This is a genomic window from Actinacidiphila glaucinigra (genome assembly GCF_900188405.1).
In the GTDB taxonomy this organism is placed as follows: Bacteria; Actinomycetota; Actinomycetes; order Streptomycetales; family Streptomycetaceae; genus Actinacidiphila; species Actinacidiphila glaucinigra.
Map to the genome: position 1 here is coordinate 83,779 of NZ_FZOF01000007.1, position 26,213 is coordinate 109,991.

27 protein-coding genes are annotated in these 26,213 nt (G+C 74.1%); 19 read left to right on the plus strand and 8 right to left on the minus strand.

Annotated features, from left to right (window positions below):
• Nucleotide 1: 1 nt before the first annotated feature.
• Nucleotides 2–916, plus strand: a complete 915-nt coding sequence (locus tag CHF15_RS16350) for a LysR family transcriptional regulator (RefSeq protein ID WP_089224539.1) — start codon at nucleotides 2–4, stop codon at nucleotides 914–916.
• Between the two features lie 12 nt (nucleotides 917–928).
• A complete protein-coding gene (locus CHF15_RS16355; protein WP_089224540.1) occupies nucleotides 929–1,774 on the plus strand; it encodes a hypothetical protein in 846 nt (281 codons plus the stop codon).
• On the opposite strand, the gene CHF15_RS16360 is transcribed toward CHF15_RS16355, so the two are convergent.
• The gene (locus CHF15_RS16360) at nucleotides 1,771–2,241 is read right to left on the minus strand and encodes a pyridoxamine 5'-phosphate oxidase family protein (protein ID WP_089224541.1); all 471 of its coding nucleotides are present in this window, start codon (nucleotides 2,239–2,241) and stop codon (nucleotides 1,771–1,773) included. The genes CHF15_RS16355 and CHF15_RS16360 overlap by 4 nt on opposite strands.
• Before the next feature lie 85 nt (nucleotides 2,242–2,326).
• Here CHF15_RS16360 and CHF15_RS16365 point away from each other — a divergent pair, with 85 nt between their 5' ends.
• Nucleotides 2,327–3,001, plus strand: coding sequence for an isochorismatase family protein (locus CHF15_RS16365; protein ID WP_089224542.1), 675 nt, complete (start codon nucleotides 2,327–2,329; stop codon nucleotides 2,999–3,001).
• Here the strand turns inward: CHF15_RS16365 and CHF15_RS16370 are convergent.
• Nucleotides 2,984–3,466: a Rieske (2Fe-2S) protein gene (locus tag CHF15_RS16370; RefSeq protein ID WP_089224543.1), complete on the minus strand. Its 483-nt coding sequence runs from the start codon at nucleotides 3,464–3,466 to the stop codon at nucleotides 2,984–2,986. The genes CHF15_RS16365 and CHF15_RS16370 overlap by 18 nt on opposite strands.
• A gap of 312 nt (nucleotides 3,467–3,778) precedes the next feature.
• On the opposite strand from CHF15_RS16370, the gene CHF15_RS16375 reads away from it, so the two are divergent.
• From CHF15_RS16375 to CHF15_RS16405, 7 genes are all read left to right on the plus strand, one after another.
• Nucleotides 3,779–4,033, plus strand: a complete 255-nt coding sequence (locus CHF15_RS16375) for a hypothetical protein (protein ID WP_089224544.1) — start codon at nucleotides 3,779–3,781, stop codon at nucleotides 4,031–4,033.
• 259 nt (nucleotides 4,034–4,292) lie between these two features.
• Nucleotides 4,293–4,733, plus strand: coding sequence for a hypothetical protein (locus tag CHF15_RS16380; protein WP_089224545.1), 441 nt, complete (start codon nucleotides 4,293–4,295; stop codon nucleotides 4,731–4,733).
• A 118-nt stretch (nucleotides 4,734–4,851) separates the two neighbouring features.
• Nucleotides 4,852–5,670, plus strand: a complete 819-nt coding sequence (locus tag CHF15_RS44880) for a HipA family kinase (RefSeq protein ID WP_089224546.1) — start codon at nucleotides 4,852–4,854, stop codon at nucleotides 5,668–5,670.
• Nucleotides 5,667–6,059: a DUF3037 domain-containing protein gene (locus tag CHF15_RS16390; protein ID WP_089224547.1), complete on the plus strand. Its 393-nt coding sequence runs from the start codon at nucleotides 5,667–5,669 to the stop codon at nucleotides 6,057–6,059. The genes CHF15_RS44880 and CHF15_RS16390 overlap by 4 nt, the downstream gene beginning before the upstream one ends.
• Nucleotides 6,060–6,178: 119 nt before the next feature.
• Nucleotides 6,179–6,940: a 3-oxoacyl-ACP reductase FabG gene (gene fabG / locus CHF15_RS16395; RefSeq protein ID WP_089224548.1), complete on the plus strand. Its 762-nt coding sequence runs from the start codon at nucleotides 6,179–6,181 to the stop codon at nucleotides 6,938–6,940.
• Nucleotides 6,941–6,962: 22 nt separating this feature from the next.
• Nucleotides 6,963–7,724, plus strand: coding sequence for an SDR family oxidoreductase (locus CHF15_RS16400; RefSeq protein ID WP_089224549.1), 762 nt, complete (start codon nucleotides 6,963–6,965; stop codon nucleotides 7,722–7,724).
• 176 nt (nucleotides 7,725–7,900) lie between these two features.
• Nucleotides 7,901–8,581 carry a uracil-DNA glycosylase gene (locus tag CHF15_RS16405; RefSeq protein WP_089224550.1) on the plus strand — a complete coding sequence of 227 codons (681 nt, stop codon included), beginning with the start codon at nucleotides 7,901–7,903 and terminating at the stop codon, nucleotides 8,579–8,581.
• A gap of 69 nt (nucleotides 8,582–8,650) precedes the next feature.
• Here CHF15_RS16405 and CHF15_RS16410 read toward each other — a convergent pair whose 3' ends face one another.
• Together CHF15_RS16410 and CHF15_RS16415 are read right to left on the minus strand one after the other, a co-directional pair.
• Nucleotides 8,651–9,160, minus strand: coding sequence for a DinB family protein (locus tag CHF15_RS16410; protein ID WP_089224858.1), 510 nt, complete (start codon nucleotides 9,158–9,160; stop codon nucleotides 8,651–8,653).
• 40 nt (nucleotides 9,161–9,200) lie between these two features.
• Nucleotides 9,201–9,797 (minus strand): TetR/AcrR family transcriptional regulator, encoded by a 597-nt coding sequence (locus tag CHF15_RS16415; protein WP_089224551.1) that lies wholly within the window; start codon nucleotides 9,795–9,797, stop codon nucleotides 9,201–9,203.
• 406 nt (nucleotides 9,798–10,203) lie between these two features.
• On the opposite strand from CHF15_RS16415, the gene CHF15_RS16420 reads away from it, so the two are divergent.
• Nucleotides 10,204–11,415 carry an FAD-dependent monooxygenase gene (locus CHF15_RS16420; protein ID WP_089224552.1) on the plus strand — a complete coding sequence of 404 codons (1,212 nt, stop codon included), beginning with the start codon at nucleotides 10,204–10,206 and terminating at the stop codon, nucleotides 11,413–11,415.
• Nucleotides 11,416–11,428: 13 nt separating this feature from the next.
• Nucleotides 11,429–12,343, plus strand: coding sequence for a Gfo/Idh/MocA family protein (locus CHF15_RS16425; RefSeq protein ID WP_089224553.1), 915 nt, complete (start codon nucleotides 11,429–11,431; stop codon nucleotides 12,341–12,343).
• Here the strand turns inward: CHF15_RS16425 and lnt are convergent.
• Nucleotides 12,315–13,850, minus strand: a complete 1,536-nt coding sequence (lnt, locus tag CHF15_RS16430) for an apolipoprotein N-acyltransferase (RefSeq protein WP_179279825.1) — start codon at nucleotides 13,848–13,850, stop codon at nucleotides 12,315–12,317. The two genes, CHF15_RS16425 and lnt, sit on opposite strands and share 29 nt — an antisense overlap.
• Nucleotides 13,851–14,029: 179 nt before the next feature.
• Here lnt and CHF15_RS16435 point away from each other — a divergent pair, with 179 nt between their 5' ends.
• Entirely contained in the window at nucleotides 14,030–16,453 is a 2,424-nt protein-coding gene (locus CHF15_RS16435) for an ATP-binding SpoIIE family protein phosphatase (RefSeq protein ID WP_089224554.1), read from the plus strand.
• Nucleotides 16,454–16,537: 84 nt separating this feature from the next.
• On the opposite strand, the gene CHF15_RS16440 is transcribed toward CHF15_RS16435, so the two are convergent.
• Nucleotides 16,538–17,245, minus strand: coding sequence for a hypothetical protein (locus tag CHF15_RS16440; protein WP_089224555.1), 708 nt, complete (start codon nucleotides 17,243–17,245; stop codon nucleotides 16,538–16,540).
• Nucleotides 17,246–17,392: 147 nt separating this feature from the next.
• Between CHF15_RS16440 and CHF15_RS16445 the strand changes: the two genes are divergently transcribed.
• The 5 genes from CHF15_RS16445 to CHF15_RS16465 all read left to right on the plus strand — a co-directional run bounded on the left by CHF15_RS16445 (nucleotide 17,393) and on the right by CHF15_RS16465 (nucleotide 22,905).
• Nucleotides 17,393–18,268 carry an Fpg/Nei family DNA glycosylase gene (locus CHF15_RS16445; RefSeq protein ID WP_089224556.1) on the plus strand — a complete coding sequence of 292 codons (876 nt, stop codon included), beginning with the start codon at nucleotides 17,393–17,395 and terminating at the stop codon, nucleotides 18,266–18,268.
• 63 nt (nucleotides 18,269–18,331) lie between these two features.
• Nucleotides 18,332–18,943: an NAD(P)-dependent oxidoreductase gene (locus CHF15_RS16450; RefSeq protein ID WP_245938866.1), complete on the plus strand. Its 612-nt coding sequence runs from the start codon at nucleotides 18,332–18,334 to the stop codon at nucleotides 18,941–18,943.
• A 90-nt stretch (nucleotides 18,944–19,033) separates the two neighbouring features.
• Complete coding sequence (locus CHF15_RS16455; RefSeq protein WP_089224558.1) at nucleotides 19,034–19,573, plus strand: DoxX family protein; 540 nt, start codon at nucleotides 19,034–19,036, stop codon at nucleotides 19,571–19,573.
• 74 nt (nucleotides 19,574–19,647) lie between these two features.
• Complete coding sequence (locus CHF15_RS16460) at nucleotides 19,648–20,811, plus strand: lactate 2-monooxygenase (RefSeq protein WP_089224559.1); 1,164 nt, start codon at nucleotides 19,648–19,650, stop codon at nucleotides 20,809–20,811.
• A gap of 303 nt (nucleotides 20,812–21,114) precedes the next feature.
• A complete protein-coding gene (locus CHF15_RS16465; RefSeq protein WP_089224560.1) occupies nucleotides 21,115–22,905 on the plus strand; it encodes a hydroxysqualene dehydroxylase in 1,791 nt (596 codons plus the stop codon).
• A 6-nt stretch (nucleotides 22,906–22,911) separates the two neighbouring features.
• Here the strand turns inward: CHF15_RS16465 and CHF15_RS16470 are convergent, their stop codons facing one another.
• Nucleotides 22,912–23,622, minus strand: a complete 711-nt coding sequence (locus CHF15_RS16470) for a class I SAM-dependent methyltransferase (RefSeq protein ID WP_089224561.1) — start codon at nucleotides 23,620–23,622, stop codon at nucleotides 22,912–22,914.
• Between the two features lie 135 nt (nucleotides 23,623–23,757).
• On the opposite strand from CHF15_RS16470, the gene CHF15_RS16475 reads away from it, so the two are divergent.
• The gene (locus tag CHF15_RS16475) at nucleotides 23,758–24,189 is read left to right on the plus strand and encodes a VOC family protein (protein WP_245938867.1); all 432 of its coding nucleotides are present in this window, start codon (nucleotides 23,758–23,760) and stop codon (nucleotides 24,187–24,189) included.
• On the opposite strand, the gene CHF15_RS16480 is transcribed toward CHF15_RS16475, so the two are convergent.
• Nucleotides 24,164–26,077: a PAS domain S-box protein gene (locus CHF15_RS16480; RefSeq protein WP_089224563.1), complete on the minus strand. Its 1,914-nt coding sequence runs from the start codon at nucleotides 26,075–26,077 to the stop codon at nucleotides 24,164–24,166. The two genes, CHF15_RS16475 and CHF15_RS16480, sit on opposite strands and share 26 nt — an antisense overlap.
• Nucleotides 26,078–26,213: the final 136 nt, after the last annotated feature.

Genomic DNA, 26,213 nt, shown 5'->3' on the forward strand with positions numbered 1-26,213 from the left:
CATGTTGAACCTCGAGCGCCTGCGCATCCTGCACGCGATCTCCACCTACGGCTCGGTGAGCGCCGCGGCGGACGTCCTGCACGTGACGACCTCGGCCGTCTCCCAGCAGATGGGCAAGCTCGAACGCGAGACCGGCCAGACCCTGCTCGCCAAGAACGGCCGCGGGGTCCGCCTCACCGACGCCGGCCGGCTGCTGTCCGGGCACGCCGGCCGCATCCTCTCCCTCGTCGAGCTCGCCCACTCCGACCTGGAGGCGCACCGCGGCGCGGCGGTGGGCGAACTGCGCATGGGGGCCTTCCCCACGTCGGTGCGCGGGTTGTTCCCGCAGGCGCTCGCCGCGACGCGGCGCGACCACCCCAAGCTGCGCGCCATGGTCCACGAGATGGAGCCCCAGGACGCGCTGGCCCGGCTCGTCCGCGGCGACATCGACCTCGCGGTCGTCCTCGACTGGTACAACAAGCCGCTGTCGCTGCCCGGGGGCCTGGCCAAGGAGCCGCTGCTCGACGACATCGCCGACGTGGTCGTCCCCGAGGGCCACCCGCTGGCCGGCCGCGCCGAGGCCGACCTCGGCGAACTCGCCGACGACGACTGGATCGCCTGGCCGGACGGCGGCTTCTGCCACGAGTGGCTGCTGTTCACCCTGCGCGGCAAGGGCGTGGAGCCGCGCATCGCCCACCACGCCGAGGAGCACCCCACGGTGCTGGCCCTCGTCGCCGCCGGCCTGGGCGTCGCCGTCGTCCCGCGCCTGGGCCGCGGCCCCCTCCCGGCCGGGGTCCGCGCCATCCGCGTACGGCACACCATGAAGCGCCACATCTACGCCGTCTGGCGCTCCGACGCCGACCGCCGCCCCGCCATCCGCGCCGCCGTCGAGGCCCTGCGCCGGGCAGGGGAGGACGTGGCGACCGCGGACGTCTGAGACCATCCCCGCATGGCTGACTGGGCGACGTACGTCATCGTGCGGGAGGACGGCGGGCACGAGGTGTACGAGGCCCGCTTCGGCGCGATCGGTCTCGACCTCGACCTGCTCGCCGGTCCCGACGTCCTGGTGCCGGTCCTCCGGGAGCGCCCACGGGCCGGAGGCTGGCGCGACGAGGTGTGGTGCCAGGCGGCGGCGCTGATCGATCTGCGGCGCAGGATGCTGCTGTTCTTCGCCTGGGAGGGGCCGGCCGCCGAGCTGCGCCACCGGCGCGTCCTGTGGGAGGCGCTGCGACGGGCTTGGCCCGGGTGGGAATTGCGCTGGACGTACGAGGGCCCCGCCGAACTGCGCGCCCACCTGGGCCTGGATCCCGAGGCGGTACGGAGGGGCGGCGACGTGGCCTGGCCCGACGACGTGCTCGCGGTCGACGACGGGGAACTGTCCGAGCGGGATCCGATGGTCCGGGTCGTCACCATCGGCGCCGACCGCTGCCATCTGCTGTCCTCCGCCAACCACCACCCGGTGACCGAGGGCCCGGCGCTGCTCGACCGGCTCGCGCGGGCACCCGACCACGGACGCTGCGTCCTCGCTGCGGACTCCGGCATCCACCTCGACCCGGAGCGCCGGCGGGTGGGCTGGTGGCTGCTCGGTGCCCGGGCCGGGGCGCCGCGGATGGCCTCGCGGTGGCGGGGGTGGACGGTCGAGTTCTGGGCGGACCGCTGGGAGGAGCACGTCCGTGCCTCCGGCGGCCGTTTCACGCCCCCGGTCGTCGACCGTGAACAGGCACTCGCCGAACTCCGCGACGCCGCACGAGGACGGCGCTCCGCCCTTGGGGACGCGGTCGTGCGCGTGCCCTAGGCGAGGCCGGGCATCTTGCGGAAGTCCCAGGAGACCACGGACTCCGGGGTCAGGCGGAGCCAGGCGTGGCGGCCGTCGTGGGGCATGGACTCCAGGCCGAAATTCTTGGCCGCGAACAGCCGCTCGACGACCTCCAGGCCGGGGTGGGGCTCGCCGGTGCGGGGCGCCTCGCCCACGAACTCGACGGTGCCGGAGAGCTCGACGCCGCGCAGGTCCCCGTACTCCGTGCCGTCGTCGACGACGACCGCGACGCGCGGGTCGCTTCGAAGGTCGGCCCAGCGGCGGCTGCGGACGATCGAGTACAGCCACAGGGAGGTGCCGTCCCAGACGAACCACAGGGCGCCCACGTGCGGGCGGCCGTCGGGCGAGACCGTGGCGACGCGGCAGGTGCGCTGCGCGCCGAGGAAGGCGTCGACCTCCTCGGCGGTCATCATGATCCGGCGTCCGCGGCGCTGTGCGACGGCCATGCGCACCCCCACTTCCCAGTCTGACGCTCCGTCAGATACGGTCGCTCGGGACGACGGTAGGGCACCCGCACGCGAGGGGGCAAGCATGGCGGACGGCAATCGGCACCGGCGTCTCGACGCGCTCCTGACCCCCCGGTCCGCCGCCGTGCTCACCGTCGAGTGCCAGCGCGGGGTGGTCGGGCCCGGCGGCGCGCTGCCGGAACTCGCGGCCGCCGTACGCGCCTCCGGGGCGCTGGACGCCACCGCGCGGCTCGTCGCCGCCGCCCACGCGGCGGGCGCCACCGTGGTGCACGCCGTCGCCGAACGGCGCGCCGACGGCCTCGGGTCCAGCCGCAACGCACGGATCTTCCGCGCCGCCGAGCGGCTGCCCGTCCTGCAGGTCGCCGGCACGCCCGCCGTCGAGGTCGCCGAGGAGATACCGGTCGGTGCCGGCGACTTCGTGGTGCGACGGCTGCACGGGCTGTCGCCGGTCGCCGGCACCGGCCTCGACGCCGTGCTGCGCAACCTCGGCGTGCGCACGGTCGTCGTCACCGGGGTGTCGGCCAACGTGGCCGTCCCCAACGCCGTCTTCGACGTGGTCAACCTCGGCTACGAGGCGGTCGTGCCCGCCGACGCCATCGCCGGGGTGCCGCAGTCGTACACCGCCGACATGCTCCGGCACACCCTCGCGCTGGTCGCCACGGTCACCACCGCCGACGAGGTGATCGGCAGCTGGGAACGGTCCGGGCCGGGTCCGGGGGACTCAGGCCAGGGCCACTGAGTCCCCCTCCACCTTGATGTTCGCCGCCGGGAGCGGCTGGGTCGCCGGGCCGTTGGCCACGCTGCCGTCCTTGATGCTGAACTTGCTGCCGTGGCACGGGCAGTTGATCGTGCCGCCCGCGATCTCGTTGACGGCGCAGCCCTGGTGGGTGCAGATCGCGGAGAACGCCTTGAACGAGCCCTCCTCGGGCTGGCAGACGACGACCTTCTTGTCCGCGAAGATCTTGCCGCCGCCGACCGGGATGTCCGAGGTCTTGGCCAGCGCCGCCTCGGCCCCGCCGCCGGCGGGCGCCGACCCCCCGGTCCCCTGGTCGCCGCCCTGCGGGGGCGCCGCGGGGCTGTAGGCGCCCGCGGAGTCGTTGGAGTCGCCGCAGGCGGCCAGCGCGGCCGCGAGCCCCGCCGCACCCACTCCGGCGACCACGGCGCGGCGGGTCGGAGCTCCTGCGATGCCAGTCGTCTCGGCCATGCGTCACACATCCTGTTGCGTCGTCCGTTCCGGACCGCCGACCGGGGCCCGGGGGCGTGGGTCACGCCCTGCCCTGTCGTACGGGCCGGATGGGTGAGCCGTTCAACCATTCCCCGGGAATCTCACGAGGAGGCCAGTGCCGGGGCCGGAGTCCCCTCGACGCCCTTCACCCGGGGCGGGGGCATCGGATGGTCCGAGCACCGCTCGCGCAAGATGTCCGAGCGCGTGGAGGCCACGCGTTCGGCCTCCGGATCAAGAGGGCCGCCGATACGCTGGCCGCCCCCATCAAGCCTGTGGGACCTGGAGGTCTTCATGGCTGACGAGCCGCTCAAGGCGCACTTCGTGGCAGATCCCATCGAGCTTCCCGACGGCCGGAGGGTCCAGGTGAGTGCGTACTCCGACGGGAGTATCCGCTTCCGGGTGGACGGACTTCCCTATGTCCTGACCGAGGCCTGTCTGAGTGGCAACCCGGAGAGGGACAAGGCGATCCTGAAGATTTCGCCGGGTAAGCAGGGCAGCGCCGCCGCGTACAACTACGTGGACGAGCTGAAGAGGAAACAGGGTTAGAAGCATGAAAGAGCCCCGGATCTCCGCCACAGAGATCGGGGCTCTGGTGCGTCCGCCTGGGACGCAGAGGGGGTGTCCCCAGGGTACGGCGGATCGGCTCTCCGGGACCCGGAGCAGCGAGGTGCCGAGGCGATGCCGGTCCGCCGCCTGCCGTGCGGACAGCGCCCGGCCCACACCGCTCACGCTCGGGTTGCCCGAGACGTTGGGCGAGCCGGCCGTGGGAATGCTCCACCTCGGCCGACCACAAGGAGGTAACTCCGTGTTGTCCACGGTCACCACAATCGCAGGGTTGATCAGCTTGGTCGCGACCTTGGTCTTCGTAGGCATACAGACGCGGGCCGTGTCGCGACAGGTTCATATCGCGAACAACCTGAATGGCACGAATGGGCTCGACCTGTGCCTGAACAACGTGCGTGAGATCTACTTCAAAATGCTGGAGTACCCCGGGATGCGTGAGCACTTCTATGAGGACGTGCCGTGCCCGGCTGACAGGGTGGAACGAGAGCGGGTGTTGCTGATCGCCGAGGCGCTGGCGGACGTGATCGAGACCGGTCTGGTGGCGACTCGCCGCATCCCCGAGACGGAGTCCTTCGAGGATTGGCGCGACTACTCCCGCTTCATTCGCGATCACAGTCCAGCCATCCGCGATCTGCTCGGCGAGCACCCCCTGTGGTGGCCCGAGCTGCGGACGCTGGACTAGCTGCGGGAGGTTCAGGGCTGCCTCCCGGGCCTCCTCCTCGTCCCCGCAAGCGCTCCGCGCGCGACGCCGGAACCACGGCGGTCCGCGGCGGCGGGAGGCCGATCATTAAGATGCGCCCATGGAGGAAGTGACAGGGATCCGCTACGTCACGCCGTTGCGTGAGGGCGGATCGGTGCCCGGTGTCGTCGAGGCCGACGACCTGGGGACGTACGTGGTGAAGTTCGTGGGTGCCGCACAGGGCCGCAAGGCGCTGGTGGCGGAGGTGATCGCGGGGGAGCTGGCCCGACGGCTGGGGCTGCGGGTGCCGCTGCTGGTGCGGTTCCAGTTCGACCCGGTGATCGGGCTGGGCGAGCCGGACCAGGAGATCCAGGACCTGCTGAAGGCCAGCGGCGGCCTCAACCTCGGCATGGACTTCCTCCCCGGCGCCCTCGGCTTCGACCCGCTCGTCTTCGAGGTGGAGTCCGCCGAGGCGGGGCGGATCGTGTGGTTCGACGCGCTCGTGGGCAACGTCGACCGCTCGTGGCGCAACCCGAACATGCTGGTCTGGCACCAGGACCTCTGGCTGATCGACCACGGCGCCTCGCTGATCTTCCACCACAACTGGAAGGGCGCCGACCAGGCCGCCGACAAGCCGTACGACGCCGCCGACCACGCGCTCGCCCGGTTCGCCCCGGACATCGAGTCCGCCGCCCGCGACCTCGCCCCGCGCGTGGACGAGGCGCTGCTGCGCGAGGTCACCGCCCAGATCCCCGACGAGTGGCTGGTGGACGAGCCCGGCTTCGCGGGCCCCGACGAGGTGCGACGCGCCTACGAGCGGGTGCTGCTGGCGCGCGCCGGCACCGTGGGGGAGCGGATCGTCCTCGCCCCGAAGCAGCAGGAGAAGCAGGCGCCGCCGGAGTGGCTGCGCACCTGGGTCGAGGGGAAGGCCGCCAAGTGAGCACGGCGAGCGGGCGCGATGTGTTCGAGTACGCGCTGGTGCGTGTGATGCCGCGGATCGAGCGCGGTGAGCTGATCAACGCGGGCGTGCTGGTCTACTGCCGGGCCAAGTCCTTCGTGGGCGCCCGGGTCCACCTGGACGAGACGCGGCTGCGCTGCCTCGACCCCGACGTGGACGTCGCCGGAGTGCGCGCCGCGCTGCGCGGGTACGAGGGCATCTGCGCGGGCGGCGAGCGGGCCGGGCAGGCGGCGGAGGACGATCCCGGGCGGCGGTTCCGGTGGCTGACGGCGCCCCGCAGCACCATCGTGCAGCCGGGCCCCATCCACACCGGGCTGACCGAGGACCCGGAGGCCGAGGTGGACCGTCTGCTGGATCTTCTGGTGCGGTGAGCCACATCGGCGCGGTGGGCGTTGACACAGGGTCACTGCGCTCCTACGGTTTCGGCTACGGGACGTACTAAGCGGTCGCTCACCTGCGCGACCGCTCCCCACAGGGCTGAGGAGAGCAGATGTCGACCACCGAGCAGCGCGTAGCGATCGTGACAGGGGCGGCGCGCGGCATCGGCGCCGCCACCGCCGTGCGCCTGGCCGCGGAGGGCCGCGCCGTGGCCGTGCTGGACCTCGACGAGACCGCGTGCAAGGACACCGTCGAGCAGATCACCAAGGCGGGCGGCCGGGCCGTCGCCGTCGGTGCCGACGTCTCCGACGAGGAGCAGGTCGCGGCAGCGGTCGCGCGCGTCGCCGAGGAGCTCGGGGCGCCGACGATCCTCGTCAACAACGCCGGCGTGCTCCGCGACAACCTGCTGTTCAAGATGAGCGCGGCCGACTGGGACACGGTCATGAACGTGCACCTGCGCGGCGCCTTCCTGATGACCCGCGCCGTCCAGAAGCACATGGTGGACGCGAAGTTCGGCCGCGTGGTCAACCTGTCCTCCTCCTCCGCCCTCGGCAACCGGGGCCAGGCCAACTACTCCGCCGCCAAGGCGGGCCTGCAGGGCTTCACCAAGACCCTCGCGCACGAACTCGGCAAGTTCGGCGTCACCGCCAACGCCGTCGCCCCCGGCTTCATCGTCACCGACATGACGGCCGCCACCGCCGCCCGCATCGGCATGGGCTTCGAGGAGTTCCAGGCCGCGGCCGCCACCCAGATCCCGGTGCAGCGCGTCGGCAACCCGGACGACGTCGCCAACGCCATCGCCTTCTTCACCGGCGACGCCGCGGGATTTGTCTCCGGACAGGTGCTGTACGTGGCCGGCGGCCCGCTCGACTGACCCGCGACAGGAGACCCGCATCATGAGCACCCAGCCCGAGAACGGCCGCGTCGCGATCGTCACCGGAGCCAGCCGCGGCATCGGCTACGGCATCGCCGAGGCCCTGGTCGCCCGCGGCGACCGCGTCGTCATCACCGGCCGCAACGAGGAGGCGCTGAAGGAGGCCGTCGAACGCCTCGGCGCCGACCGGGCCCTCGGCGTGGCCGGCAAGGCCCACGACGAGGCGCACCAGGCCGAGGTCGTCGAGCGCACGATGGAGGCCTTCGGCCGCGTCGACTACCTCGCCAACAACGCGGGCACGAACCCGGTCTTCGGCCCGCTCGCCGAACTCGACCTCGGCGTCGCCCGCAAGGTCTTCGAGACCAACGTCGTCTCCGCGCTCGGCTTCGCCCAGCAGACCTACAAGGCGTGGATGAAGGAGAACGGCGGCGCGATCGTCAACATCGCCTCCATCGCGGGCATCAGCGCCTCCCCGTTCATCGGCGCGTACGGCATGAGCAAGGCCGCGATGGTCAACCTCACGCTGCAGCTCGCCTCCGAGATGGCGCCCGGCGTCCGCGCCAACGCCATCGCCCCCGCGGTCGTCAAGACCAGGTTCGCCTCCGCCCTCTACGAGGGCCGCGAGGAGCAGGCCGCGTCCGCGTACCCGCTGGGCCGGCTCGGCGTGCCCGAGGACATCGGCGGCGCCGCCGCCTTCCTGCTCTCGGACGCGGCGGCCTGGATCACCGGCCAGACCCTGGTCGTGGACGGCGGCATCTTCCTCAACGCCGGCGTCGGCGCCTGAGGTTCGTGCCCGCCGGGACCCCGGTGCGCACCCTCCCCGGTGCCGGCCGCCGAAGCGGCGGCCGGCACCGGGGATGAGCGCGTCGCCCGGTCCGGCGGACCCCCGGCCGGGCGGATTGTCAGTGCGGAACGGTACGTTCGTCCCCAGTAACGGATCGCGTACCGGAGGTTCCCGACGTGCCCATCACGCTGCCCGAGTCCTGGCAGGCCGTCCTCGGTGAGGAGCTGGAGAAGCCCTACTTCACCCAGCTGACCGAGTTCGTGGAGGAGGAGCGCGGGAAGCACAAGGTGTTCCCGCCGCGCGAGCAGGTCTTCGCGGCCCTGGAGGCCACTCCCTACGACAAGGTGAAGGTGCTGGTCCTCGGCCAGGACCCGTACCACGGCGAGGGCCAGGGGCACGGCCTCTGCTTCTCCGTGCAGCCCGGCGTCAGGACGCCGCCCTCGCTGCGGAACATCTTCAAGGAGATGAAGGAGGAGTACGGCTACCCGGTCCCCGACAACGGCTACCTGATGCCGTGGGCCGAACAGGGCGTGCTGCTGCTCAACGCGGTGCTGACGGTGCGCGAGGCGGAGGCCAACTCGCACAAGGGCAAGGGCTGGGAGAAGTTCACCGACGCGGTCATCAAGGCCGTCGCGTCCCGGCCCGATCCGGCGGTCTTCGTGCTGTGGGGCAACTACGCCAAGAAGAAGCTGCCGCTGATCGACACCGAGCGGCACGCGGTCGTCCAGGGCGCCCACCCGTCGCCGCTGTCGGCCAAGCTCTTCCTCGGCAGCCGCCCCTTCACCCAGATCGACGAGGCGCTCAAGGCCCAGGGCCACGACCCGGTGGACTGGCGCATCCCGGACCTGGGCAAGTGAGGCCCGGCCCGGGCCGGGCGGCGCACGGGGGTCGTCGCCCGGCCCGGGCCGAGGGGGGTGCTCGAGGCGTCAGTCGCCGGTGACCCCGTCGATGCGCTCGCGGATCAGGTCGGCGTGGCCGTTGTGGCGGGCGTACTCCTCGATCATGTGGACGTAGATCCAGCGCAGGGAGACCTCGTCCTTGCCGCGCCGCAGCCCGAGGTCGTCGAGCGACCGGCCGCGGGTCACCTCGCGGGCGTGCGCGATCTCGGCGCGCCAGGTGGCGAACGCCTCGGCGGTGTCGGCCCTGTCGAGGTCGTGGAACTCGCCGTCGGGGTCCTCCTCGGTGAGGTAGAGGGGCGGCGCGTCCTCCCCCGCGAACACGGTGCGGAACCAGCCCTGTTCGACGCCCGCCATGTGGCGGACCAGGCCCAGCAGGGTGAGGTCGGACGGGGGCGCGGCGGCCGTACGCAGTTGTTCCTCGTCCAGGCCGGCGCACTTCATCGCGAGGGTGTCGCGATGGAAGTCCAGCCAGCTCTCCAGCATGGTGCGCTCGTCGGCGATGTAGGGCGGGTCGGTGCGCTCCGGTGACGTCGTCATGGCCGCCATGATGGCGGGGGCCTGTGACAGCGTCGACGCATTAACCGCCGGAGCCGGCGCCGAGCATCCCCCGCAGCAGGTCGGCCGCCCCCGCCCGCAACTCGGCCTCGGGCGGCGGCGACGCGGAGCCCGCGCCGGCGACGGAGTGGAACAGGACGCCGTCGCACCACGCGATGAGGGACCGGGCGTGGCGCTCCGGCTCGGCGGAGCCCGCGGCGCGCAGCATCGTCTCCAGCTGTTCGCGGAAGACGCGGCCCGCGGTGTCGTAGACCACGCGCAACTCGGGGCGCCGGGTGGCCTCCAGGGCGAGCTCCAGCCGGGCGCGGGTGAGGTCGCGGGCCTCGGTGACCGAGCGGTGCAGGAAGAACGCGAGCAGCGCCGCGAGGCCCTCGGGTCCCGGCGCGGGCTCGGGGGTCCCGGAGGCGTAGGCGGTCTGCGACTCGCGGAGGGCCAGCCTGTGGACCGCCGCCTCCAGCAGGGCCGCCCGGGTCCGGGCGTGGTTGGACGTCGAGCCCTGCGGCAGACCGGCCGCCTCGTCGACCGCACGGTGGGTCAGCCCCCGCATCCCGCGCTCCGCGAGCAGCGCGAGTGCGGTGTCGGCGATCAGCTCGGCCCGGGACGTCTGCGCGGTGCTCATGACGGCAACCTACCGGCCGCCCCGGCCCCGCCTCGTCCGGCCCGCGGACCGGGGAGCGGCATCGCCGTCGACCGGGCGGCGGCACCCGGATTCGGCGTGGGCGAGTGCCGCTTCGCGCGCTCGTCGGCGATGGGGGCCGGTGTGACGGGGGTCCTTCGCGGGACGGGGTGGCCCGGTGGGCCGTCACCCGGCTCGGAGCCGCGGGGTGTCCTGCCAAGGGCCGTGGCGATGCTCGCCCCGCCTGTGCCCGCGCCGGTCGGCGGAGCGTGCGGGCAGGGCTTCCGGAACCCGGTCGAGGTTTCGGACGGCGGCGTCACCGGGCTCTGGGCCGCCGGACACCCCCCACCCACTACAGGTGTAGTACCGTGCCACTACACCTGTAGTGGCCGGAAGGGGAGCGGGCACCATGAGCCGTACATCGCAGCAGCCGCACGCCGTCGTCGTCGGGGCAGGCATCGGGGGTCTGGGCGCCGCCGTGGCGTTGCGCCGGCGCGGCTGGCGGGTGACGGTCCTGGAGCGGGCGGCGGCGCTCGAGCCGGTCGGCGCCGGGATCGGCATCGCGCCCAATGCCCTGCGCGCGCTGGACGTGCTCGGGGTGGGCGACGCCGTGCGTGCCATGGCCGCCTTCCAGGGCGAGGGCGGGCTGCGCCGGCCCGACGGGCGCTGGCTGTCCCGGACCAGCGGTGAGGCCGCCGCCGAGCGCTTCGGCGGGCCCGTGGTCATCGCGCACCGCGCGGAGCTGGTCGCCGTGCTCGCGGGTCTGCTGCCCGAGGGCGCGCTGCGCACCGGAACCCGGGTCGTGTCGGCGTCCCCCGAGGGCAGGGTCACCACCGGGGACGGGACGATCGACGCCGATCTGGTGGTCGCCGCCGACGGGATCAACTCCGCCGTGCGCGGCGCGCTCTTCCCCGCGCACCCGGGGCCGGTCTACAGCGGGTTCACCAGCTGGCGCACGGTCGTGCCCGCACCCGCCGCGTACCTGCCGCACGAGACCTGGGGGCGCGGCCGGCTGTGGGGCACCGTCCCGCTCACCGGCGGCCGCGTCTACTGCTACGCCACCGCCGTGACCCCGCCCGGCGGCCGCGCCCCCGCCGGGGACGAACGCACCGAGCTGCGGCGGCTGTTCGGCGACTGGCACGACCCCGTGCCCGGGCTGATCGACTCCGCCGCCCCCGGGACCGTGCTGCGCAACGACGTCCACCATCTCGCCCGCCCGCTGCCCGCCTTCCACCGGGGGCGCGTCGCCCTGCTCGGCGACGCCGCGCACGCCATGACGCCCAACCTCGGGCAGGGCGGCTGCCAGGCACTGGAGGACGCCGTCGTCCTCGCCCACCTCGCCGCCCCCGACGCGGCGGAGCACGCCGTCGCGCGCGCCCTCGCCGCGTACACCGTGCAGCGGCTGCCCCGCACGACCCGCGTCGTACGCCGCTCCTGGAGCGTCGGGAGGCTCACCACCTGGTCGTCCCGGCCCGCCGTCGCCCTGCGCGACGCCTTGTTCGCCGGCGTCAACCGGGTCGGCCCGCGCCTCGCGCTGCGCAGCCTCGACGGGATCGCCGACTGGCGCCCGCCGGCCGGCCCGTATGCTGCCGACGGCACAGGTCAGGCACGGCAGGCGTAGGCGGGAGCGGCACATGGAACCCCTCAGGATCGGGGTCATCGGACTCGGCGACATCGCCCGCAAGGCGTACCTGCCGGTGCTCACGGCCCAGCCGGGGGTGGAGCTGCACCTGCAGACCCGCACCCGCGCGACCCTGGACACCGTCGGCGACACCCACCGCGTCCCGGTCGCGCACCGCCACGAGACCCTCGACGCCCTGCTCGACCAGGGCCTCGACGGGGCGTTCGTGCACGCCCCCACCGAGACGCACGTCGAGATCACCGAACGCCTCATCGCCGCGGGCGTCCCCGTCTACGTCGACAAGCCGCTCGCCTACGACCTGGCCGGGGCCGAGCACCTGGTGCGCCTGGCCGAGGAGCGCGGCGTCGGGCTCACGGTCGGCTTCAACCGCCGCCACGCGCCGGGCTATGTGCAGTGCGCCGACCACCCGCGCGACCTGATCCTCATGCAGAAGAACCGCATCGGCCATCCGGAGACCGCGCGCACCGTCGTCTTCGACGACTTCATCCACGTCGTCGACACCCTGCGCTTCCTCCTCCCCGGCCCCGTCGAGCACACCGACGTCCGGGCACGGGTCCGCGGCGGGCTGCTCCACCACGTCACGCTGCAGCTGTCCGGCGACGGCTTCACCGCGATCGGCGTGATGAACCGCATGAGCGGCTCCAGCGAGGAGGTCCTGGAGGTCATGGGCCAGGACAGCAAGCGCCAGGTGTTCAACCTGGCCGAGGTCGTCGACCACAAGGGCCAGCCGACCGTCCGCCGGCGCGGCGACTGGGTTCCCGTCGCCCGTCAGCGCGGCATAGAGGGGATCGCCCTCGCGTTCCTCGACGCCGTACGGCACGGCAAGCCCCTCGACTCCCGCGACGCGCTGCTCACCCACGAGCTGTGCGAGCGCGTCGTCACCGCCGTGACCGAGCAGACCTCCTGAGAGCCGCCTCGTAGGCGCCCGCCCCGGCCAGCAGCAGCACCGCCAGCCGGGGCACCCAGTCCCCGAGCCGGTCGTACGGGCTGCGCCCGGAGTCCAGTGGCACGTCGTAGACCTGCGCCGCGCTGCGCGACGTTCCCAGCACCGGGCCGATCCGCTCGCCGCGGGCGTCGTGGACCGCGCTGATCCCGGTCAGCGTCGCGTGGACCATCGGCCGCCAGGACTCCGCGGAGCGCAGCGCCGCCAGCGAGGCGTGCTGCGCGGGCGCCCAGCTGCCCTGGAACGAGGACGTGGAGGACTGCGCCACCAGCAGCTGCGCCCCGTCGTTCGCGAGGTGCCGGCTCATGTCGGGGAACGCCGACTCGAAGCACACCAGGGGGCCGAGCCGCACCGGGCCCGCGTCCATGACCACCTGGTGCTCGCCCCGGATCCGGTCCTCACCGGCCGCCCTGCCCACCGACGTGGCCCAGCCCAGCACGGTGCGGGCCGGGACGTACTCGCCGAAGGGCACCAGCCGCATCTTGTCGTAGCTCGGGCCGACCGGACCGTCCGGGCCCATCAGCACCGAGGTCTTGGATATCCCGAGGCCGTCCGCCCGCCGGGCGTCGACGTTGACCAGGATGTCGGCGCCGACGTCCCGGGACAGCGCGGCCAGCCGTTCGGCCAGGTCCGGGCGCGCCGACAGGTCGAAGCCGACGCTGCTCTCCCCCCACACCACCAGGTCCACGCCCTTGCCCGCGAGCGCACGGGTCAGCCGCTCCCCCCGGTCGAAGCGCGGCTGCGGCCCGTCGATCACCCCCGGCTGCACCACCGCCACCCGCACGGACTCCCCGCTGCGGGTCGGGACCGGCGCCCAGGCCCACACCGCCGTCGTGCCCACCGCCGCGGCCGCCAGCACCGACCCCGCGGCCGCCCGGCACGAGGGCACCGCGAGGAGCGCGGCCAGCGCCGTGTTCACCGCCACCACCAGGAAGCTGACCAGCCACACACCCCCGATCGACGCCAGCCGCAGCGCCGGCGTGACCTGCCACTGGCTCGCCCCCAGCAGGCCCCACGGCCCGCCCAGGTACTCCCACGACCGCACCAGCTCGACCAGCAGCCAGGAGCACGGCACCAGCACCGTCGCCGCCATCACCGAGCGGCGGCCGGGCGTGCCCCCGAGCAGCCGCCGCACCAGCCACCCCCACGGCGCCCACAAAGCCCCCAGCAGCAGCGCTATCAGCACGATGAAGACGTGCAGGCTCGGTATCAGCCAGTGGTGCACGGCCACCATGAACCCGGCGCCCCCCAGCCATCCGTCCAGGGCGGCCCGCCGCCCGGTCGGCGCGGCGCGCGCCAGCAGCATCCACGGCACCAGGGCGACGTACGCCAGCCACCACAGCGACGGCGCGGGGAAGGCCAGCGCGGGCAGCGCCCCCGTCGCCGCGGCCGCCGCGCCGCGCGTCCAGGGCGAGGTGGGCCGGGGGGAGGCCGTCAGCGGCCTGTCGACCTTCAACGTCACCTGCGCCACTCCTCACACTCGCCTGGCCTCAGTCTCGTTCGTTCGGACGGCGTTGCCCAGAGGGCGACAGCGCGTGAGCCGGCGGTCCCGTGCCGTGCGCGCCGCACCGCCGCGGCGCACGCCGGTTGAGAGTGCCCCCGCGGGGGACCATGCTGAGGGGGAACGGCCATGAGGACGAGGACGTACCCATGGGAAGGCGCACCGGCCACGGGGAGCACGGGGAAGGGGAGGAGCGCCACGGGCCTTCGCCGCCCGCGGCCGCTGCCGTCGCTGCCGGTGACACGGGGATGCTGACCGCCTGGGGCGAGGACGCCCGCCGGCTGCTCGGCTGGTCGTCCGACGAGGTCCTCGGCCGGCCCGCCGTCGGCCTCCTCGCCGAACCGCTGCCTTTCGCCGCGCTGCGCCGGATCGCCTCCGGCCGCTCCTGGGCGGGCCCGGTCGTCCTGCGCCACCGCGACGGCCGCCGGCTGCCGGTCCGGCTCGGTCTGCGGCTCCTCGGCGACGCCTCGGGCACCGCGCACTGGGCCGTCACAGCGACCACGACCGCCCCCGGACGGCCGGAGCTGGACGCCCGGGTACTGGCCCAACTCCCGGTCGCCGTCGCCGTCTACGACCGCGAGGTACGGCTGTGCACCGCCAACTCCGCGATGGAGCGCCTGGTCGGCAGGAGGGTGGCGGAGGTGCGCGGGCTGCGACTGCGCGAGTTCATGCCCGGAGCGGCCTTCGAGGAGTTCGACCGCGTCCAGGAGGAGGTGATGAAGAACGGCGAGACCGCGCGTCTGGAGAGCCTGGGCCGCCCGCCCGGCGACGACCGCGACCACGCGTACGCGATGCTGGTCTTCCCGCTGCGGGACGGCTCGGGGCGGGTCACCGGGGTGTCCGCCGCCGTCTACGAGACGACCGAGCAGTTCCACGCCCGGCGCCGACTGGACATCGTCAACGAGGCGAGCACCTGCATCGGCACCACCCTGGACATCACGCGCACCGCGCAGGAGCTCGCCGACGTCGCCGTACGACGCTTCGCCGACATGGTCAGCGTCGACCTGCTGGACTCCGTCGTACGCGGCGAGGAGCCCGGCCCGCTGCCCGCCGCCGGGGTGCTCGCCCTCCGCCGCGTCGCCCAGCAGTCCGTACTGCCCGGCTGCCCCGAGGCCGCCGCCCAGGTCGGTGAGCTGGACGCGGTTCCCGCGTACTCACCGGCCGCCCGCGCACTGGTCACCGGGCAGGGATCGCTGCACCGCACCCATGAGCCGGACATCCGGCGCTGGACCGCGTACGACCTGGCCCGCGGCAGGAGCGTCGTCGACTACGGCGTGCACTCGCTGATGTTCGTCCCGCTGTGCGCCCGGGGCACCACCCTGGGTCTGGCGATCTTCATCCGGCACCGCACCCTCGACCCCTTCCACGCCGACGACCTGATGCTCGCCGAGGAGATCACCGCCCGGGCCGCCGTCTGCGTCGACAACGCCCGACGCTACTCCAGGGAGCGCTCCACCGCCCTGACCCTGCAGCGCAGCATGCTCCCGCGGCGCTCCCCGCGGCAGGCCGCCGTCCAGGTCGCCTCCCGCTACCTGCCGGCCGGCTCGCGGGCGGGCGTGGGCGGCGACTGGTTCGACGTGATCCCGCTGAGCGGCGCCCGGGTGGCGCTCGTCGTGGGCGACGTCGTCGGCCACGGAGTGCACGCCTCGGCGACGATGGGACGGCTGCGCACGGCCGTGCGGACCCTCGCCGACGTCGACCTGGCGCCCGACGAACTCCTCACCCAGCTCGACGACCTGGTGGTACGTCTCGACATGGAGGAGGGGCAGGGCGTCGCGGGCGTCTCCGAGCAGTTCTCCGGGGAGGTCGGCGCCACCTGCCTGTACGCGGTGTACGACCCCGTCTCCCGGCGCTGCACCATGGCCCGCGCCGGCCACCCGCCGCCCGCCGTGGTGCTGCCCGGCGGCCGGGCCGAGTTCCCCGACCTGCCCGCGGGACCGCCGCTGGGGCTGGGCGGGCTGCCCTTCGAGTCGGCGGAGCTGGAACTGCCCGAGGGCAGCCTGCTGGCCCTCTACACCGACGGCCTGATCGAATCGGCCGGGCACGACGTCGACGCGGGGCTCGCCCTGCTCGCCCGGACGCTCACCCGGCCCGCCGGGAGCCTGGAGGAACTCTGCGACAACGTGCTGTACGGGCTGCTGCCGGACCGGCCCGGCGACGACATCGCCCTGCTGATCGCCCGTACCAGGGCGCTCGGCGCCCATCAGGTCGTCACCTGGGAACTGCCCGACGACCCCGTCGTCGTCGCCGACGCGCGCGGCGCGGCCGCGGAGCAACTTCGGGAGTGGGGGCTCGGGGAGGCCGCGTGCATCACCGAACTGGTCGTCAGCGAACTGGTCACCAACGCGATCCGCTACGCCGGCGGCGGCCCGATCCAGCTCCGGCTGATCCGCGACGCCACCTTGATCTGCGAGGTCTCCGACACCAGCAGCACCGCCCCGCACCTGCGCCGTGCCCGGATCTTCGACGAGGGCGGCCGAGGGCTGCTGCTCGTCGCCCAGCTCACCCAGCGCTGGGGATCCCGGCAGACGCCCACCGGCAAGACGATCTGGGCCGAGCAGGCGCTGCCCTGACGCCCCGGAGCGCGCCCGGCCCCGGTACGGCGACCGCCTCGACGCGGCGCCGCCGCACTGAGGCCGTGTCAGCCCGTAAGCGGCTCAGTCGCCCCGGGACCAGTCCCCCTGCCGGTCGCCGCCCCACCGGTCACCGCCGGAACCGCCGTTCCAGCCGGAGCCGCCGCCGGAGCGGTGCCGGCCGCCGAGGTGCCCCTGCTCGCCCGAGCGGTGCGCGGCGACGGCACGGGCCACGGCCTCCTGCCAGTCCTCGCTGTCCCAGTTGCCGCTGACGCGGGCGTGGCGGCCCGGGGCGGGGGGCCCGTCCGGGGTGTCCGTGCGCGCGGTGTCGCGGGTGCCGGATCCCGTACCGGTGTTCGTGGGGGTGCCGGTGCCCGTGCCCTTGGAGGCGGACTTCGTGACCGCCGCGACGCCGGACTCCGGGGTCTCGGCGGCGACGGCGGCACCCGCCGCGGTCGGCACCATGGTGTCCTCGACGACGCCGTCCGGCACGGCACTGACCGGCTCCTGGGCCGCCTCCGCGACGTTGCCGGAGCCGCCGTGCGGCATCAGCATGGACAGCCCCGCGACGGCGCCGGTCGCCGTCAGTACGGCCGTGCCCACCGAGCTGCGGCCGGGCCCGCGGCGCTGCCCGCGGTGGCGGCCGCCGACGACCTCTCCGCTGATCACCCTGACCTCCGAGGCCTCACCGGCCTCCACCGGCTGCGGCCGGGGTATCACCTCGGTGGGGTCCAGCGCACCCGGGTCCGGGTGGCTCGGTGCCTCGGCGGGAAGGGGGAGAGAATCGGCCATGGCTGCGATCATTCACATCCGGCGGCCCGATGTCCAGTTCTACCGAAGATCCAACTGTCTGTTCATGGTGCGGTATTGACGCCGATGCCGGGTGGAACCGCCCGGTCGCCGCTCGCACCCCGCCGTCCCGGGGCGCACACTGGTCGCATGCCGGAGCTGCCCGAGGTCGAGGCCCTGGCCGGGTTCCTCACCGGCCGCATGGCCGGGCACGCCATCGCCCGGATCCTGCCCGTGGCGGTGAGCGTCCTCAAGACCTACGATCCGCCGCTGGACGCGCTGCACGGGCGCACCGTGACCTCCGTGGGGCGGCGCGGCAAGTTCCTCGTGTTCACCACCGACGACGGCGCGGGCCCGTACCTCGGCGTCCACCTGGCCCGGGGCGGCTGGCTGCGCTGGAAGGACGACCTGCCCGCGACGGCGCCCCGCCCCGGCAAGGGCCCGCTCGCGCTGCGGCTGCTGATGGCGGAACCGGAGGGAGCCGGCTTCGACCTGACGGAGGCGGGGACGCAGAAACGGCTGGCCGTCCACTGCGTCCGGGACCTCCAGGACGTCCCCGGCATCGCCCGTCTCGGCCCCGAACCGCTCGGTCCCGCCTTCACCCGCGACGTCCTCGCGGGCCTCCTCTCCGGCGAACGCCGCCGCATCAAGGGCGTCCTGCGCGACCAGGGCGTCATCGCCGGTGTCGGCAACGCCTATTCGGACGAGGTGCTGCACGCCGCCCGGATGTCGCCGTACGCGCTCGCCGCGAACCTCTCCGAGGAGGAGGTCAGCCGGTTGTACGAAGCGCTGCGCACCACCCTCCAGGACGCCGTCGAACGCTCCCGCGGGCTGGCCGCGGGCGACCTGAAGGGCGAGAAGAAGACCGGGCTGCGGGTGCACGGGCGCACCGGCGAACCGTGCCCCGTCTGCGGCGACACGATCCGCGAGGTCTCCTTCAGCGACTCCTCCCTGCAGTACTGCCCCACCTGCCAGACCGGCGGGAAGCCGCTCGCCGACCGCAGGATGTCGCGGCTGCTGAAGTAGCCGCCCGGCGGGCGGTGGACGAGGATGGCCGGTGACCGTTCCCCGACCCGGAGCCACGCCGACATGCGCATCGCGATCTTCGGAGCCACCGGCCATGTGGGACGCGAACTCGTCGCGCAGGCGCTCGCCTCGGGCCACGAGGTCTCCGCCCTGGCCCGCGACCCCGCCGCACTGCCCCCGCACGAGCGGCTGACGGTGGTGCCCGGCGACGTCCGGGACCCCGAGGCCGTCGGCCGCGTCGTCGCGGGCGCCGACGGGGTGCTCAGCGCCCTCGGCACGCGTTCCCCGCGCGGCGGGACCGTCTGCGCCGACGCGATGCGGCGCATCCTGCCCGCCATGCGGTCGCTCGGCGTGCGGCGGCTGGTGGTTGTCGGCGCGTACGGGTCGGGACCCGGCAGGCGCGGCGCGTACCGGGTCGCGACCTCGCTGGTCATCCCGGCCATCATGCGGGACAAGGACCGGCAGGAGGAGGTGATCCGCGCCGAGGGCGACCTGTGGACGATCGTGCGGCCCGCGGTCATCACCGGCGGCCGCTACTCCGGCGTCTACCGCACCGGCCCCGATCTGCGGCTCGGCCTCGCCTCCCGGGTCAGCCGGGCCGACCTCGCCGACTTCATGCTCCGCGCCCTCGGCTCCGAGGACTGCGTACGGCAGGCCGTGGCCATCGCCTCCTGACCGCCCGGACGGCCCATCGCGGGCGGCGTGCCCCGCGGCGGGCGCCGAGACTGGCCGTACGCGCCCGCACCGCCCCGGAAGGACCCCGTCATGCTCAACAGCCGCCGCAAGGACCTCGGACTGCTCGCGCTGCGTCTCGGCGCCGGCGCGGTGCTCTTCGCGCACGGCTCCCAGAAGCTCTTCGGCTGGTTCGGCGGTCACGGCCTCGAGGGCACGGGCGAGGCGATGGAGTCCATGGGCTTCCGGCCCGGCCGGCGCAGCGCGCTCGCCTCGGGCCTCGCCGAGGCGGGCGGCGGCACCCTGCTGGCGCTCGGACTGGCCACCCCGGCCGCGGGCGCGGCGGCCGCCGGGGGGATGGCCGGCGCCGTCTCCGTGCACCTGCCCGCCGGCTTCTTCTCCGCCTCGGGCGGCTTCGAGTTCCCGGCCTTCCTCGGCTACACCGCCGCCGCCGTGGGACTTGCAGGACCGGGCCGCTACTCCCTGGACCGGGTCACCGGCCATGTGCTGGACAACGCCTGGACGGTCGCGGCCTGCTTCACCGTCAGCGCCGTGGCGGCCGCGGCCGTCGTGGGCCGGCGCAACGCCGCCGTACGCGCCGACATGGCGGCCGAGCTGCCGGAAGGGGCCTGACCGGACGGTGGACGCGGCGGCCCGGCCCTGACACAGTCCTGCTCTCGGCACCGAGAGACGGGACAGGGACAGGGATGGGCGACCGGGCGGACCACCAGTACGAGATCTACCTCAACGGGCTCGCGGGCGTGCTGCCCGCGCTCCCCACCGACCTGACGCGGCTGGAGGCGCTGGCCGCCGAGCGCCTGGCCCCCGGCCCCTTCGGGTACGTCGCCGGCAGCGCGGGCAGCGGCCGTACGGAACGCGCCAACCGGGAGGCCCTGGACCGGCTGCGGATCGTGCCGCGCATGCTGCGCGACGTGTCGGCGCGCGACCTGTCGGTGGAGGTCCTCGGCCGCACGCTGAGCGCCCCGCTCGCGCTGGGCCCGGTCGGCGTCCTGTCGATCGTGCACCCCGACGCCGAGCGCGCGGCCGCCCGTGCCGCCGCGGCGCAGGGGGTGCCGTTCGTGCTCTCCTCGGCGTCCAGCACGCCCATGGAGGACGTCGCGGAGGCCATGGGCGACGCCGAACGCTGGTTCCAGCTGTACTGGGCCAAGGACCGCGAGGTGACGCGCAGCTTCCTGGTCCGCGCCAAGGCCGCGGGGTACACCGCGCTGTTCGTCACCCTCGACACCCCGCTGCTCGCCTGGCGGCCCCGCGACCTGGACCAGGCGTACCTGCCCTTCCTCAAGGGCGTCGGCACCGCCAACTACTTCACCGACCCCGCCTTCCTCGCCGGACTCGCCAAGCCCGTCGAGGAGGACCTGAACGCCGCCGTCCTGCACTTCGTCGGCATGTTCGCCGACCCCGGCAAGACCTGGCCCGACCTCGCCTTCCTGCGCGAGAACTGGGACGGCCCCATCGTCCTCAAGGGCGTCCAGCACCCCGACGACGCCCGCCTGGCCGCCGACGCGGGCATGGACGGCGTCGTCGTGTCCAACCACGGCGGCCGCCAGGTCAACGGCGCGATCGGCGCCGCCGACGCCCTTCCCGCGGTGGCCCGCGCCGTCGGCGACCGCCTCGCCGTCCTCTTCGACAGCGGCATCCGCACCGGTGACGACGTCCTCAAGGCCCTCGCCCTCGGCGCCTCCGCCGTCCTCCTCGGCCGCCCCTACGCCTACGGCCTCGGCCTCGACGGCCAGGCGGGCGTCGAGCACGTCATACGCTGCCTGCTCGCCGAGTTCGACCTCACCCTCGCCCTGTCGGGCCACTCCCGCCCGGGGGAACTGGGTCCGCAGTCGCTGCAGCACGTGCCGTAGGGGGCGAGCAGCGCCTGCGCTCGCCGACGCGGCGGCCCGGGGAGCGAGCGGACCCGTCATGGCGAGCCGCCAACTCCATGTCGGCAAGGCGGTCCCGGCTCGTGGAGCCGTGCGCGGTCCGCGTACGTGAGCCGCTCGGGGGCCGGGCACGGTGCAGGTTCTGAAGGGTCCTGGGGTCGGGTCCGCACGCCTTCCGAACACCGTGTGAGGGTCCTGTGCGGCCGGGGCCGGGGCGTCGCGGGTGGGGGCCGCGGTGCCTAACCTGACGTGGACATGATGGGGCGTCAGGTCGGGGAGGCGTGCATGACGGTGGACGGGCGGACGCGCAGGCGGTTCCTCGCCGGGGCCGGCGGGGTGGCGGCCGGGGCGGTGGCGGTCAGGGCCGGGGTGTCCGGGGTGGCGCGGGCGGCGACCGGGGCGAAGCGGGTGGCCGTCCTCGGCGGAGGGGTGTCGGGGCTGAGCGCCGCCCACGAGCTGGCCGAGCGCGGCTACGCCGTGACCGTGTACGAGTACCACACCGCGCTGGGCGGCAAGGCGCGCAGCATGGACGTCCCCGGCACGGGCGGCGGAGGGCGCAGGGCGCTGCCGGGGGAGCACGGCTTCCGGTTCTTTCCCGGGTTCTACCGCAACCTGCCGGACACGCTCCGCCGCATCCCCGTCCCCGGCAACCCCGGTGGTGTCCACGACAACCTGCGCTCCGGCACGGAGGCGCTGTTCGCCCGGGCGGGCGGCCGGGCCGATCTGCACTTCCCGCTCCGCCGGGTGACCACGCCGCCGCGCCCGGGGGACCTCACGCCCGCCTGGATCCGCGACCAGGTGCTGTCCGCGCTCGGCCTGGTGGCGCGGCTGCCGGCGCACGAGGCCGCGTACTTCGCCGACCGCGTGCTGGTCCACCTCACCAGCTGCGACGCTCGGCGCGAGGGCCAGTGGGAGAAGGTGCCCTGGTGGGACTTCATCCGCGCGGGGGAGATGAGCGAGGAGTACCGGCTCTTCTTCGGCATCGGACAGACCCGCAACCTCGTGGCCACCCGCGCCGAGGAGGCCTCCACCCGGACCGTGGGCCGGGTCATCATCGAGGCCCTGCTGCTGTGGGGCCTGCTCGGCCGCGGCCAGGACGGCGACGTGGACCGCGTGCTCAACGCGCCCACCAGCGAGGCGTGGATCGACCCGTGGGAGGCGCACCTGCGCGCGCTCGGCGTCGAGTTCGTGCTCGGCACCGAGGTGCGCGAGGTGCTGTACGGGGACGGCCGGATCACCGGCGTACGCGTCGGCGCACCGGACGGCACGGCCAACCGGACCGTCACCGCCGACCACTACGTGAGCGCGCTGCCCGTCGAGCACGCCCGGCCGACCTGGGGGCAGGCCCTGCGCGCGGCGGATCCGCAGCTCGGGCGCTGCGACCGGCTGCGCACGGACTGGATGGTGGGCGTGCAGTTCTACCTCGCCAGGCCGACCCCGCTGGTCAACGGTCACGTCAACTGCCTCGACTCCCCGTGGTCGGTCACCGCGGTCGGGCAGGCGCAGTTCTGGGACGGGCGCGACTTCGCGGCCGACTACGGCGACGGCCGCGCGGCGGACTGCGTGTCCGCCATCGTCTCGGAATGGGACAAGCCCGGGATCCTCTACGGCAAGCCGGCCCGCCGGTGCACCCGCGAGGAGATCGTCGCCGAGACGTGGGCGCAGCTGAAGGACGCGGTCGGCACGACCGGGCAAGGGGTCCTCGACGACTCCGACCTGCTGTCGTGGTTCATGGACCCGGCCGTCACCGGTCTCGGCGGACCCCACCCGAGCAACCGGGAGCAGCTCCTGATCCACCCCGCCGGAACGCTCTACCACCGCCCCTCGGCGGCCACGGCCGTCCCCAACTTCTTCCTCGCCGGGGACTACGTCCGTACCGACGTCGACCTCGCCACCATGGAGGGCGCCAACGAGTCCGCGCGCCGCGCCGTGAACGCCCTCCTGGACGCGGACGGTTCGGACGCCGACCGCTGCCGCGTCGTCCCCCTCTACCGGCCGCCGGAGATGGAGGCCCTCAAGAAGGTGGACGAACTGCGCTACCGCCTCGGCCTGCCCAACACCTTCGACCTGGGCTGACCACCCCTAATTCGCGGGCTTGCGGACGCGGAAGGCGAACTGCCCGCAGTAGGTGAGCTTGCGGAGGTTCGCCAGGGCGGCGCCGCGCTTCGTCCGCTGCGCCCAGGTGTCGATCTCTTCGTTCAGGGGAGAGGCCTCGTCCCAGTAACGGCCGTACTCCGCCGGCCGCCCGTGGTACGAGCGCATGATGAGGGTCACCCCGTCCAGCGAGGGCCGGATCTCCTCCAGGGTGAGCCCGGCCTCCTCGACCAGCACCCGGAAGCCGTACGGCGTGTAGTTCCAGAGGCTGAAGGAGTGGTAGGGCTCGAACTGCGAGGTGCTGCCGATGAAGACCGCGCCCGGCCGCAGCACCCGGCCGATCTCGGCCAGCAGTTCCCGCGGGCGGGAGACGTGCTCGAAGACCTGGTGCGAGTAGACCAGCGGGAGGGCGCCGGTGCGGAAGGGGAGACGGACGCCGTCGTAGTGCAGGACGGGGTCGTCGCCGGGGGTGCGCTGCCGTGCCTCGGGGGAGTCGCGGATGTCGACGCCCACCCACCGCACCCGCGGGTTGTGCCGGCGGAAGTGCGCGGCGGAGGTGCCGCGGCCGCAGCCGAGGTCCACCACCCGGTCCGGTGCCCGGGCGGAGGTCATGGCCTCGTCGAGGTAGAAGCGCGACGTGACCTGGCGGGCGTGGTCGTCGGGGATGCAGTCGCGCATGAGCTCCCACAGGGTTGCCATGGACCCGATGCTACGGACGGACCCCGGACCGGGACCGGCGGCGCGCGGCCCCGGTCACGCCCGCACCGCCGTCCGGGCGCCGGGACTCGCGCAATGCGGACCGGAACCGACCGCAAGGCGCGCGAGCATGACGGTATGACGACGACATTCCGCGGTCTGGCCACCATCCGCTACCACGCGGAGGACCTCGCGGCCGCGAAGGCCTGGTACACCGAACTGCTCGGCGTCGAGCCCTACTTCGACACCCCGCACTACATCGAGTTCCGCCTCGGCGACCACAGCCAGGAGCTGGGCGTCTCCCGTACGCCCTCCGCGTCCGCCGGCGTGGTCGCCTACTGGCACGTCGACGACGTCGAGGCGGTCTGGGAGCGCCTGCTCTCCCTGGGGGCCCGCTCGCACGAGGCCCCGCGCGACCACGGCCACGGCTTCGTCGCGGGCGCGGCCGTCGACCCCTTCGGGAATCTGCTCGGCGTGATGTACAACCCGCACTTCGTGGAGGCGGCCGAGGTGACCGGAGCGCCCGGCGGCGCCGCCCCCGGCGTCACCCGTGCGCCAGCCGGAGGGTGAACCACACCGTCTTGCCCTCGCTGGACGGCCGGGTGCCCCAGCCCGTGGCCAGGGCCTCCACCAGCAGCAGGCCGCGCCCCGACTCGTCGCCGAGCTCGGCCGGACGGCGCTGCGGGATGTGGGTGCTGTGGTCGGTGACCTCGACCGTGATCTCCCGGTCCGTACGGTGCAGCCGCAGCCGCAGCGGCCCCTGGGCGTGCCGGACGGCGTTGGTGAGCACCTCCGAGGCCAGCAGGCAGGCGGCGTCCGAGACCTCCTCGCAGCCCCACTGCGCCAGGGCCTCGCGGACGAAGCCGCGCCCGTCGGCGACCGCAGAGGGGACGGCCGTCACCTCCATGGCGGTCGAGGCGAGCGGTGCCTCGGGCAGCCGGGCCAGCAGCAGGGTGACGTCGTCGGCATGGCCGTCCGCGTCGGGGCGGAGCGAGGCCAGCACCATGTCGGCGGCCTCCTCCAGCCCGGGGGAGCGGGCGAAGGCGGTGCGCAGCTCCGCGCCCAGGCGGCGCAGCTGTTCGTCGATGTCGGAGCGGGGCGTCTCGACCAGCCCGTCGGTGTAGAGCACGAGTGTCGACCCCGCCGCCACGGGCAGGCACACCTGCTGGTGCGGCACGTCGCCGACGCCGAGCGGCACGCTGATCGGCGCGGGCAGCTCCCGCACGGCGGCGTCGGGACCGGGGTCCACCAGCAGCACCGGCAGATGGCCCGCGGAGCAGACCGTCACCTCGCCCGCGTCCGGGTCCACGATCAGGTAGCAGCAGGTGACGAGCTGGTCGGGCAGATCGGCGACGAAGGCGTCGAGGGCCTGTATCAACTGCCGCGGGGGTATCCCGGTCTTGGCCAGCGCGCGGGCCGCCGACCGCAGTTGCCCCATCACCGCGGCGGCCTCCAGGCCGCGCCCCATCACGTCGCCGATGAGCACGCCCACCTGGCCCCCGCCCAGCGGGACGAGGTCGAACCAGTCGCCGCCGACGCCCGCGCCCTGTGTGGCGGGGAAGTAGCGGCTCGCGGTGCGCATGCCGGGGGGCTCGGGCGGCGACCCCATGAGGCTGCGCTGCAGGGTCAGCGCGATGTGCCGCTGCTGCCGGTACAGCTCCGTCAGCTCCTCCTCGGCACGCTTGAGGTCGGCGATGTCGCGCACGATGGAGCAGGCGCCCACGATGGCCCCGTCCCGGCCGCGGATCGGCCACAGGGTCACGTCGACGTCCAGCAGCCGTCCGGCGCTCGTCACCCGCAGCATCTCGAAGTGCTCCACCCGCTCACCGCGGGCGAGCCGGTCCAGCAGGGCCGCGATCTCCTCCTTCAGGTGCTCCGGGGCCAGCATGGACACGTGCCGGCCGATCGCCTCCTCCGCCGAGTAGCCGTACAGCCGCTGCGCCGCGGCGTTCCAGTAGGTGATGCGGCCGTCGAGGGTCTTGGCGAGGATCGCGTCCTGGGACGACTCCACGAGCACCGCCAGCTCGTTGATGCGCTCCTCGGCGGCCTTGCGCTCGCTGACGTCGCGCACCGCCGCGGAGACCAGCAGGCCGTCGGCGGTCTGCAGCGGGCTGAGGCTGATCTCGACGGGGAACTCCCGGCCGTCCTTGCGCAGTCCGTACAGCTCCAGTCCGGCGCCCATCGGGCGCACCTGCTGGTTGTGCGCGTAGCCGTGCCGGTAGGCGGGGTGGTGGCCGCGGAAGCGATCGGGCACCAGCACCTCGACGGGGCGGCCCAGCAGCTCCTGCCGGGTGTGGCCGAACAGGGACTCCGTCTGTGCGTTGACCAGTCTGATGACACCGGTGCCGTCCACGATGACCATCGCGTCCGGGGCCGCCTCGAGCAGCGCGCGGAACATCTCCCCGGCGGCCGGGTCGCCGACCGCCGGCGCCGCCGTGTCGGTCCTGGTCTCGTGCATCGTGGTCCCCCTGTCGATTTTGGCGTCCTTACGGGGCCGGTTCCGGGACCGTAGGGCCTGGGGACGGGCCGTGCCGGGGATGCACCGAAAGCGGTCCGGTTCGCCCGAAACCGCTCAACGGGCGATCTTCCCTGCG